This window comes from Corynebacterium sp. HMSC072A02 (assembly GCF_001810085.1).
GTDB classification, from domain to species: domain Bacteria; phylum Actinomycetota; class Actinomycetes; order Mycobacteriales; family Mycobacteriaceae; genus Corynebacterium; species Corynebacterium hesseae.
Window position 1 is genome coordinate 118908 of the sequence record NZ_KV799860.1, and the last position, 11186, is coordinate 130093.

Sequence of the window (11186 nt, forward strand, 5' to 3'; positions counted from 1 at the left end):
AAGCGGGGCAGCGCGCAACGGCGCTACTGGCTGCTTAGTCCAGCAGCGTGGCGACGGACTCGGGGTCGGCGTCGGAAAGCATCTGGCGGATGCGGTCATACTCCGCGTCCTCACCGATGGCCTTCGCAGCATGGCCCAGTGCGGCAATCGCGCGCAGCACGCCTTGGTTGGGCTCGTGGGAGAAGGGGACAGGGCCCCAGCCCTTCCAACCATTGCCGCGCAGGCGGTCGAGGCTGCGGTGGTAGCCGGTACGCGCATAGGCGTAGGCGGTGATGAAAGCGGTGGGCTCAGCGCCCTTGTGCTTGTCTAGTTCTTGCTCCGCCAGCAGCGCCCACAGCAGCGCGGAATCCGGATGGGCCATGATTCCCGCGGTGAGATCGGAAGTGCTGTCAGCACCCGGATCGGCCGGCAGCTTGATGGGCGGGGGAGCGAGCATATCTTTCATTTCCATGCCGCCCCACTCTAGCCATGTGGCAGCGAGGTCACCAGAGGGGGCGAACCTGGAAAGGTTCGCCCGCAGCTGGATGGATTCACCCGCAACTAGAAAAGCTCGCCCCGAATTAGGACTGGGCCCAGAAGTCAGAAACGTTGAGCCCAAAGGAATACAGCGCGCGGCGCAGCACCGGCAGCGAAAGGCCGATGACGGAGGAAGGATCGCCCTCAATGCGGTCGATGAACCAGCCGCCGAGGGCTTCCAGGGTAAAGGCGCCGGCGCATTCCAGCGGCTCGCCGGTGCGGGCATAGGCCTCGATATCGGCGGTAGTAGCTTCCGCAAAGTGCACCGTCGTGCGCGAGGCCTCCACGAAGCGTGCGTCGCCGCGCAGCACGCAGTGGCCGGTGATGAGCTCCGCGGCGCGACCGGCCTGCGCGTGCCAGCGCTCCACGGTGGCCTCGGGGGTGTGGGGTTTGCCTTGGAGGGAACCGTCGAGAAGCAGCATGGAATCCCCGCCCACCACGACGTCCTCGGGATAGTCCGGGGCAATGGCCTCTGCCTTGGCCGTGGCGAGTGCGCAGACGATCTCGGCGGGCTCAGCACCCGCCAGGCGCTCCTCGATGGCCCGCTCATCCACGTGGGCCGGGGCAATGACGGGTTCCACGCCCGCACCCCGCAGGATGGACAGGCGGGACGGGGACTGAGAAGCCAGAACCAGGCGCATGTGCTTAGTAGTAGCGGACGTTGCGGAAGGCGGACGGGTTAAACACGTCGCCCGGCTGGCCCCACAGGTCGCGCTCGGAGCGGGTATCGGCGGCCTTGGCACGCGCCTCAGAGTCGAGCTGGCTGAGCACCGTGGTCAGAGCCGCCACCTCAGCGTCGGTGGGGTTGCCGTTGAGAACGGTAAACAGGGAAGCGGTCATAGGGAAACCTCTACAAAACGATATTGCCGTGTTTCTTCGGCAGGGTCGGAATAATCTTGCGATCCAGCAGGCGCAGTCCCTCAATGAGGGAACCGCGCGTGGCTGCCGGGGTAATAACGGAATCGACGAGACCACGCTCAGCGGCTTGGTACGGGGTGAGGTAGGCTGCGGCCTCGTCCTCACTCAGCTCCAGCTCAGCGGCCAGTTCAGGGGCATCGGCCACGGCGATCTCGGCCGTCGGCCACGCATAGGACAGGTCCGCACCGAGCTCCTTGGAGCCGAAGGCGATGTAGCCGGTGCCGTGCGCGCGGCGCACAATGACGCTGATCTTTCCCACGCTTGCCGCAGCATAAGCATGCACGAGCTTGGCCAACGCTGCCTTCTCCACATCCAAAGCCGGGGAGTCGACGAACTCGACGATGGGGGTGTTGAAGGCATCGCACAGGCGAATGAAACGGGCGGCCTTGGCGGCGGCTGCGGCATCGAGGGAGTCACGGTTGGCGATGATGCCGACCGTGCGTCCCTCCACGCGGCCGAAGCCGGTGAAGACCCCGCGCACCCGGGCGCCGAGCTCGAAGACATCCTCACAGGTGGCGGTGACTACGTCGGCGAGATCGACGGTGCCGTCATCGCCGACGAGGGTATCGAGCGCGTGGTCGGCCTCGCTGATGTTGTCTTCCACCGAACCCGCAACGATGGTGGCCTCGGTGCGGGGCGCGGCGGCACGGTTATTGGAGGGCAGATAGGAGAGCACGCGCTTGGCGACGCTCACCTCGTGCTCCCCGTCCGCCTGCACGTCGCCGTCGGGGGCGATGACGACATCGGACAGCGCGGCCACGAGCGAGGCTTCCTTGGACTCCGCGTAAACCGCCGTGATCTGCGGGATGAGGCCGGAGGCGGTGGTGGCGCGGGCGAGGATGCGGGCCTGCATGGCGGAGGAGACGATGCCCTCCTGGGCGCGGGGCTTATCGCTGGCAACGAGCGCGACGATGGGCACGCCGGTCTTAATGGCCAGGTCGTAGAGCTTGGTGACCTTTTCGCCATAGACCTCGCCCATGGTGCCGTCGAACAGCGAGGCGTCCTGCGCATAGGCGCAGACCTTGCGGCCATCGACGGTGCCGAAGCCGGTGACGACACCATCGGTGTAGGGGCGGATGTGCTCGCGGCCGAACTCGGTGGAGCGGTGGCGAGCAAGGGCGTCGGTCTCCACGAAGGAGCCGGCGTCAAAGAGCGCCTCGATGGCGCTGCGGGCTGCCGGGACTTCTCCCTGTGGCGCCCGGGACTCGGTGAGCTTGGCGCTCAGGTCCTCGATCTTGCCAGCGGTCGTCTTCAAGTCAGTCATGGAACACTAGTGTAATACAGTGCTTCTGCTGCACTGATTTGTGCTGAAACGAGCGCGGCCTAGAGCGGGATGTTTCCGTGCTTGCGCGATGGGCGCGCGACATTCTTGTCCGTGAAGAAGCGCAGGTTTTTAGCGATTGCACTGCGGGTTTCGGAGGGGAGAATGACGGCGTCGATAAGCCCGCGCTCTGCTGCCTTATACGGGTTGAGCATGTGATCTTCGTATTCGCGCTCGAAGGATTTGGTCAGCTCAGTTACGTCGAGGCCCTTCTCATGGGCGGCCTTAATCTCCTTGCGATAGATAAAACCGACGGCACCTGCTGCACCCATGACCGCGATCTGGGCGGTGGGCCATGCCAGGTTGATGTCCGCGCCCAGCCCCTTGGAGCCCATCACGCAATAGGCGCCGCCGTAAGCCTTGCGCAGGGTGACGGTGATCTTGGGAACGGTGGCTTCGGCATAGGCGTAGAGCAGCTTGGCGCCGCGGCGCAGGATGCCGTCGTGCTCTTGGTCGGCGCCGGGGAGGAAGCCGGGGACGTCGACAAGCATGATGATAGGGATGTTGAAGGCATCGCAGGTGCGCACGAAGCGGGCGGCCTTCTCGGAAGAATCGATGTCGAGGCAGCCGGCGAAGACCTGGGGCTGGTTAGCAACGAAACCAACAGTGCGGCCTTCGATGCGTCCGAAGGCGGTGACCACGTTATCGGCGCGGTCGGCCTGGATCTCCAGGAAGTCACCGTCATCGGTGAGGGCCTCGATGACCTCCTTGACGTCATAGGGCTGGTTTGGGGAATCCGGGATGATCTCATCCAGCATGAGGTCGTCGGCGGTTTCTTCGCCCAGGTCTTCGTAGGGCTCAACCGGGGTCAGCTGGCGGTTATTGGAGGGAAGGTAGGTCAGCAAGTCGTGGACCCAATCCAGGGCTTCCTCGTCGCTGGCGGCGGTGTAGTGCGAGGTTCCTGCTTTGTGCATGTGGACGCCCGCGCCGCCGAGTTCTTCTTGACTGACTTCTTCGCCGGTGACGGTCTTGATGACGTCTGGTCCGGTGACGAACATCTTGGACTTCTTGTCCACCATCACCACGAAATCAGTCAGGGCAGGGGAGTAGGCGTTGCCGCCGGCGCACGCGCCCATGATGACGGAGATCTGCGGGACGATGCCGGAAGCCTTGACGTTCTGGTAGAAGGTCTTGGCAATCCAGTCCAGGGACACGGCGCCGTCCTGGATGCGGGCGCCGGCACCCTCGTATAGGCCGATTAGCGGGCGGCCGGTGGTGATGGAAAGCTCCATGATCTTGATCATCTTCTCGCCGTAGACCTCACCGAGTGCGCCACCAAAGACGGTTCCGTCCTGGGAGAAAATGCAGACCTCGCGGCCGTCGATGGTGCCCCAGCCGGTGACGATGCCATCGGTCAGTGGGCGCTTCTTGCCCATGCCGAAGTCCGTGGTGCGGTGCACGGCGAGCATATCGGTCTCGACGAAGGAGCCCTCGTCGAGGAGATAGTCCAAGCGCTCACGTGCGGTGAGGCGGCCTTGGGCGTGGACCTTTTCGTGGGCTTTCTCGCCCATGGGCTGCGCCGCTGCTTCGCGACGCCTCTTCAGTTCAGCGATCTTGCCTGCGGTGGTGTCGGCGCTCAGGGAGTCAAGCTCCGACAAATGTGAGGAAATAGTCATGTTTGGCAGTGTAGAGAAGTTTTGTATAGGAATGTATAGCGGCGCACGGGTGATTCCGCTCACAATTTACGTTCGGGCAGGTGGGGGGCGGTGAAAAAGATGAGGGAATCCTCGTAAACGGCGTGTTGGGTGCATGCTAACCGTCTTTGCCACTTTGCTCAGTTCCAATGGCGCTGTGCAGGCGCGCAACGTGTAGGGCGATGTAGGCGAGCTCATTGTCATTAATGGCATGACCTTGACCTTCCAATTTGGAACGGACGAGACGAGCAATGCGCACTGCTGCAGCATCATCGTGTTCGATAGCTGCAAGCATGGAGTGCAATGGTGCGTCAGCTTCCCGGCTCGGGGAATGTAAACGTGCGAAGAGATACCGCAGGTGCGTAACGAATCGTGTGACCGTGGGGGAGCTGGGGCGAAGGTGGCACTGAAGCTCGGAAGAGACCAAGTCGAGAAGAGCAGAGATTTCCTTCGTGGTGTTTTCTGCCTTGGTCATATCCCCATCCACAAACTGTGCGTTGATGAAGTGCATCGCTATGGCGGCTGCTTCATCGCGGGCTAGACGGACGCTAGTGGCGTTCTCTACTTGGTCGAGGAGCTTTAATCCCAGCTCAAATTCCTCTGGGTACAAAGTGGATACTTCCCACATCAATGGGTAGCTGAATTCGATTCCGCTTTCTTCGCGTTCGATTGCGAAAGAAATGTGATCTGCTAGGCCTAAGACTAAAAGCTGTGTTTCGCTGACCTGAGAGTGCGTGTTTACGAAATTTACAACAAGATTGACTATGTCTAGCGGGAGCTCAGAGAGCAGTGCGGTGAGGTTTGCGATGGGGTGAGCGGAGCTTGGGCGGAAAACTTGCTCCACAGCATCATCCTGGATTTCATCGCCAAGCTTTCGACCGAAACCAATCCCCTTGCCCAAGCAGATAGCTTGAGTACCTTGTGCGTCGGTACAGAGCACAGCGTTGTTGTTAAGTGCGCGGATGACATCCATAGGTTTAGGGTACAGGGCACGGTAACGCAGACTTGAAAGGTTCAGTTGTACGTGACCGTGCCCTGTCTTAGAGGCGAGATTGTTAGAGCTCAGCTCCATTGGAAGCTATGACATTTCGGTACCACTCGAAAGAATCTTTCTTTGAGCGGGCCAGAGTGCCATTGCCCTCATTATCGCGATCGACGTGAATCATGCCGTAACGCTTCTTCATTTCACCGGTGGTGAAGGAAACTAGGTCGATGATTCCCCACGGGGTGTAGCCCAGGAGATCGACGCCGTCTTCGAGGACGGCCTCCTTTACTGCCGCGATGTGATTGCGCAGATAGTCGATTCGGGCCTCGTCGTGAATGGAGCCATCGGCTTCCACGTTATCGACCGCACCGAAACCGTTTTCTACGATGAAAAGCGGCTTTTGATAGCGGTTGCAGAGGGAATTGAGGGAGTAGCGCAGACCTTGTGGGTCGATTGGCCAGCCCCAGTCGGAAGACTTGATACACGGATTATCTACTGAATTAGGCAATCCGCCGTTGACCGAGGAACCAGCGTCAGCCACTGCATCGTGTTTAACGGTGTTGGACATGTAATAGGAGAACCCGAGGTAGTCGACGGTACCGTTGCGGAGAATCTCGTCGTCGCCGTCTTGGAAGCCCGGATCAATTCCCTCTCGCTCAAATTTCTTCAGAGCATAGGCCGGGTAAGAGCCGCGGATTTGTACATCGGGGAAGAAGTATCGATCGCGGCTAGCAATTTCGGCGGCCATGATGTCTGAGGGATTGCAGCTGTACGGGTAAATCGGGACCATGGCAACCATGGCGCCGATCTGTAGGTCGGGATTGATTTCGTGTCCTACTGCTACGGCACGTGCGGAGGCGAGCAGGCAGTTGTGTGCGGTCTGGTACAGCACCTGCTGGGGGTTTTCACCTTCGGCGATGGTCACGCCCGAGTTGGTCCAAAGGAAAAGCGGGTTATCCACATTCATTTGGTTGTTGATCTCGTTGAAGGTCATCCAGTACTTGACCTTCTTGTGGTAGCGCTCGAAGCATACTCGTGCGAAGCGCTCAAAGAATTCCACGAGCTTGCGGTTACGGAAACCTCCGTATTCACGGGCGAGGTGAAGGGGAATCTCGAAGTGGCTTAATGTGATGACGGGTTCGATACCGTACTTAAGAAGCTCGTCGAAGACCTCGTCATAGAACTTGAGTCCTTCTTCATTGGGCTCAAGCTCATCGCCTTGCGGGAAAATCCTGGACCAGGCAATTGACGTACGGAAGCATTTGAGTCCTATTTCTGCGAAGAGCTTGATGTCTTCGCGGAAACGACCGTAGAAATCGATTGCTTCGTGGTTGGGATAAAACTCGTTGGCTTCGATGGTTTCGGTGACGCGGCGGGGAACTCCGTGGGCACCAGCGGTGAGGACGTCGACGACGGAGGGGCCTTTACCGCCCTTGTTCCAGCCGCCTTCGAATTGGTGTGCAGCAACAGCGCCGCCCCAGAGGAAATCCGGATTGAGTGACGTGGGCATTTACTTGGCTCCTTCTGCTTGAGTCTGGTTTGAGGACTTGGCTTCAACGGCCATGAGCTCGTTTCCATGAGTGGTACGGGTTGATGGATGGATGATGACATCAGCGAATTTCTTCGTATTCGTGATGATTACTGGCGTAGTGAGTGAATAGCCGGCTTGGGTAATCGATTGAGCGTCAAACTCAACCAATAAGTCTCCTTCTTCGACGCGCTGTCCCTTTGTAACGTGACTGGTGAATGGCTTTCCCTTGAGCGCGACCGTGTCTAGGCCGATGTGGACCAGAACTTCAACGCCGTCATCTGAAATGATTCCTACAGCGTGTTTGGATGGAAGGACAGTCGCAACTGTGCCATCGAAGGGCGCGTAAACCTTGTTGTCGGTTGGTTCTACGGCCACGCCATCGCCCATGGTGCCCTGTGCAAAGACCGGATCGTCCACCTCGTTAAGGGCGAGAACTGTGCCAGTCACAGGGCTTGAGATGTGGAAGACGGTCTCTTTTTGGGAGAGTTGGCTGTGGTATTCAGCGGATGCGGCATCGGAGTCGGGAGAATTGTCGGTTGCTTCGGCAGGGGCCTCGGCGAGCACATCCGTGAAGCCAACAATGTAGACGCCGATGACGGCTCCGAAGAATGCTACAGCGCAGCCAATAATCTCACCCATGAGCGAGTTCGTTCCAGGTTCGTAGGCATTCATGATGGTGAGCACGCCAGGTAGTCCTGCATAGACGTATTGCAGGGAACCGAAGAGGGACACCACAATGGCGCCTGCCGCACCCGCGACACAGCCCACAATGAAGGGCTTCTTTAGGCGGAGTGTAACGCCATAAATAGCGGGTTCAGTGATGCCGAAGACGCCGGTCAGGGAAGCGGATGCGGCGATCTTCTTCATTTCGGGGCTGCGAGACTTGAGGAAGACTCCGAAGGCCGCGCCGACTTGGGCAATCACCGCAGCGGTCTGGAAGGCCTGGAAGGGGTCTGAGCCATACTGCTCAAAGTTTGCCAGGACCATTGGGGTCACGCCCCAGTGCACACCAAAAATGACGACTACCTGCCAGAAACCACCCACCATGGCAGCGGCGACAGGGGGAGCAACATCGACCAACCAGTTGAAACCGTCTGCAATGAGAATTGCGCCCTGGTTGGACAGCGGGCCAATGATAAGAACAGTGAGTGGTACTGCGATGATGAGGCAGAACAGTGGGGTAAACAGCTGCGTGACGACTTCAGGTAGATGCTTCCGGAAGAACCTTTCGAGGTAAGACAATCCCCACACGACGAAAAGGGGTGGAAGCACAGTTGAGGTGTATGTGGTCTCGCTCAATCCAAAACCGAAAAGCGTAATGTGTTCGCCCTCGGCCACACGTGAGGCAATGTCGGCCATTTCTGGGGCGACGAGAGCACCAACGGCGGCGACAGAGATGAATGTGTTGGTCTTGAAGAATTGTGAGGCGGTGATCGCGATGAGGATGGGGAGGAAAGTAAAAGGCGCCCAGCTCATGAGCGAGAAAATCTCGTATGTACCTGTCTCGCCAAACTCCGGCCAGGCGGCAGTGATGAGGATGAGCGCACCTTGGATAAGGCCCGCTGCGGCGAGTACGTAAATGAAGGGGGCAAAGACCGCCGACATCATAGCGATGATGCGGTTCATGAGGGTGGGTTTATTGTCCTCGTCATCAATCTGCTGTTCATTAGGATCGATTCCTAGCTGATCAATGGCGGCTTCGTAGACCTCTCCCACGCGGTTGCCGATGACGATTTGGAACTGCCCTCCCTTCTCGACGGTTGTGATGACGCCGGGCAGGTTCTTAATCTTGGTGTGGGCGTCTTCGGGAGTGCTCTTCAGGACAAGGCGCAGGCGAGTGGCACACCGAGCAATTCCTGTGATGTTAGATGGCCCGCCGACAAGCTCTATGACGTCGTGGGCAAGTTTTGGATAATCACGCACCGGGGTGGTCATGATTCCTCACTTTCGTTTTTAGGCTAATGAAGAGTCCCAAAACGAAAGAAGACTCGCGAGCGCAATGAAGCTGAAGTCCCTTTCGTTAAAGGGGATTCCGCTTCAGGTTCTTGCCTCTTGCGAGTAACAGGCCTGATAGCCGATAGCTAAAATGATAGCCCTTGATGTGGCTAGGTACAAGAAGGGCTATGCGTGACTTGGATTATGCAAGCCATCCGAAGCTGTCGAGGAATAGCTCTACCTCGGCAAGGTCGCCTTCCCGGGGGAAGTCGCCCGTGAGGGCGGCGAAGCTTTCCTCGATGTCGGTATGGGTTGCCGGAATGAGATCGTGCTTGACAAGATCTTCTGCCACCTGCGCTGCGATGGGCGCAGCGGTAATGGTGTCAAGACCGGTACCGGTGGCGGTCTTGAATGTGTTAGTAATGGCGGAAATAAAGCCGGAAATGGTATTCATTCGTGCTCGCCCCTTTTTGTCTCTCGTAGTAAAGGTACGGGGTACCGTACCGTTGGTATTCACCAACTATATCGTGTAAACGTCCAAAACGCTACATAGATTTCAAGTTAAGTTAACTTTTTGTTTACCTTGGCTGATGTGTGACCAGGGGCACACATGTGCTTCCTGCGGCGGAGGAAAATGAATAAGGGCAAAAAGGACAGCCCCGCCGTGTAGGGCGACGGGGCTGTTGGTGTTGTCGGTGGGAGGGGGGAAGGCTTAGTGCCCGCTAGCGATTCCGGCAAATGGCTCCCAGCCGAAGTAATGGGCGATGGAGTCCTTTGCAATCCATGTGATAGCGACAAGGATGAGGAGGGCGAGAACGGCGTATACCGTCCAGCCAAGCATCTTCATCTGGGGTGAAGCTTCGGTGTCATCAACGACAACGCCTTCGGCGTTGCGGATGGGGTCGCCCGTCATGCAGCGCATGCCCAAAGCGAAGAGGAGTGGGATGCCGGCGCCGAAGGCGAGCGCGAGTGCGGCCACGCGAATGAGGGCGGTGACGATTTCCATTGCGGTCATGATTGGAATCCTTAGTTGTCCTTGTGAGCGGTGTGGGACTTGACCACATCATTGACGGCGTTTGCGGCGCCAGGGGCGTTGCCGGTCGAAACGCCGGCGGCGACCTTTTCGCGGTGAGACATCGAGGAGTCGACGGACTCGGAGTCCTCGTCCCAGTCGTCGTTGACGTTATTAGCGTCAACCGGGTTGCGGCGAGCGCGCAGGAGGATGAGGGCGACCATTCCCAGCAGGATGATTAGGTCAACGATGGCACCCACCATGGTGTTGGTGGCTGCGCCCACGCCGTTGGCAATCCACCACGTAACGAAGCCGACGAAGGCGGCGCACGGAAGGGTGATGAGCCACGCGGCCACCATGCGCATGGCGACGCCCCAGCGAACCTTCGCGCCCTTGCGGCCCAGGCCGGTACCCAGGATGGAACCGGTGGACACGTGGGTGGTGGACAGTGCCATACCGCCGGTGGCGGAGGTCAGGATGATGGCGGCGGAGGTGGCCTCAGCGGCCATGCCCTGCGGGGATTCAATCTCCACGAGCCCCTTGCCCAGGGTGCGGATGACGCGCCAGCCGCCCGACATGGTGCCGGCGGCAATCGCGACGGCACAGGCCACGATGACCCAGGTTGGGATGCGGGAATCGGAGTTGGCCTCGCCAGCGGCAACGAGGGCAAGGAAGATAACGCCCATCGTCTTCTGTGCGTCACCGGTGCCGTGGGCCAGGGATACGAGGCAGGCGGTTACGATCTGGCCGTGGCGGAAGTGCTCGTTTTTGACCTTGCTCGGGATGGTGTTGGTCACCCAGTATACCAGGGCGGTACCGCAGGCGGAAACCAGAGCGGCGATGAGCGGGGAGGCAATAGCCGGGATGATGATCTTGCCGGCGATGGAGGACCATGCCACGCCGCCGGTGCCCAGGGCTGCGAAGGCAGCGCCGATGAGGCCACCAAAGAGGGCGTGGGAGGATGAAGATGGCATGCCAAGGAGCCAGGTAAATAGGTTCCAGGTGATGCCGCCGATGAGGCCGGTGAAGACGACCATGAGCAAAGCGTCGCCGTCGGCGGGGACGGAGACATCGTACTGGTCAAGGTTGACGATTCCCTTGGCCACGGTGGCGGCCACGTTGACGGAGAGGAATGCGCCGATGAGGTTGAGGAGGGCGGAAATGGCGACCGCGGTGAACGGCTTCAGTGCGCCGGTAGCAATTGACGTTGCCATAGCGTTGGCTGTGTCGTGGAAACCGTTAGTGAAGTCGAAGGCCAGTGCCGTGATGACCACGATGGCCAAGATGATAAGAGTCGCTGACACGAGCGTGATCCCTTTCAGGACTAGGGCAAT

General features: G+C 59.4%; 11 protein-coding genes. All 11 read right to left on the reverse strand.

The genetic code is table 11. The features are described 5' to 3' along the window. Positions 1 to 34: 34 nt before the first annotated feature. The 11 genes from HMPREF2698_RS09115 to HMPREF2698_RS09165 all read right to left on the reverse strand — a co-directional run bounded on the left by HMPREF2698_RS09115 (position 35) and on the right by HMPREF2698_RS09165 (position 11156). A complete protein-coding gene (locus HMPREF2698_RS09115; RefSeq protein WP_070531073.1) occupies positions 35 to 451 on the reverse strand; it encodes a DUF3151 domain-containing protein in 417 nt (138 codons plus the stop codon). 109 nt (positions 452 to 560) lie between these two features. Then, the gene (locus tag HMPREF2698_RS09120; RefSeq protein WP_070531071.1) at positions 561 to 1157 is read right to left on the reverse strand and encodes a Maf family protein; all 597 of its coding nucleotides are present in this window, start codon (positions 1155 to 1157) and stop codon (positions 561 to 563) included. 4 nt (positions 1158 to 1161) lie between these two features. Continuing rightward, a complete protein-coding gene (locus HMPREF2698_RS09125; protein ID WP_070528100.1) occupies positions 1162 to 1356 on the reverse strand; it encodes an acyl-CoA carboxylase subunit epsilon in 195 nt (64 codons plus the stop codon). A gap of 10 nt (positions 1357 to 1366) precedes the next feature. Next, complete coding sequence (locus HMPREF2698_RS09130) at positions 1367 to 2698, reverse strand: carboxyl transferase domain-containing protein (protein ID WP_070531068.1); 1332 nt, start codon at positions 2696 to 2698, stop codon at positions 1367 to 1369. 59 nt (positions 2699 to 2757) lie between these two features. Beyond that, complete coding sequence (locus tag HMPREF2698_RS09135) at positions 2758 to 4371, reverse strand: acyl-CoA carboxylase subunit beta (protein WP_070531065.1); 1614 nt, start codon at positions 4369 to 4371, stop codon at positions 2758 to 2760. 136 nt (positions 4372 to 4507) lie between these two features. After that, on the reverse strand, positions 4508 to 5461 hold the full coding sequence (locus HMPREF2698_RS09140) for a PRD domain-containing protein (protein ID WP_083303821.1): 954 nt from the start codon (positions 5459 to 5461) through the stop codon (positions 4508 to 4510). Then, positions 5445 to 6884, reverse strand: coding sequence for a 6-phospho-beta-glucosidase (locus tag HMPREF2698_RS09145; protein WP_070563917.1), 1440 nt, complete (start codon positions 6882 to 6884; stop codon positions 5445 to 5447). Before HMPREF2698_RS09145 ends, HMPREF2698_RS09140 begins: the two co-directional genes overlap by 17 nt. Further along, complete coding sequence (locus HMPREF2698_RS09150) at positions 6885 to 8840, reverse strand: beta-glucoside-specific PTS transporter subunit IIABC (protein WP_070563920.1); 1956 nt, start codon at positions 8838 to 8840, stop codon at positions 6885 to 6887. It lies immediately after the preceding gene. 202 nt (positions 8841 to 9042) lie between these two features. Continuing rightward, entirely contained in the window at positions 9043 to 9294 is a 252-nt protein-coding gene (locus HMPREF2698_RS09155; protein ID WP_070531063.1) for a hypothetical protein, read from the reverse strand. 258 nt (positions 9295 to 9552) lie between these two features. After that, positions 9553 to 9855, reverse strand: a complete 303-nt coding sequence (locus tag HMPREF2698_RS09160; RefSeq protein ID WP_070531060.1) for a hypothetical protein — start codon at positions 9853 to 9855, stop codon at positions 9553 to 9555. Positions 9856 to 9866: 11 nt separating this feature from the next. Continuing rightward, a complete protein-coding gene (locus HMPREF2698_RS09165; RefSeq protein ID WP_083303822.1) occupies positions 9867 to 11156 on the reverse strand; it encodes an inorganic phosphate transporter in 1290 nt (429 codons plus the stop codon). Positions 11157 to 11186: the final 30 nt, after the last annotated feature.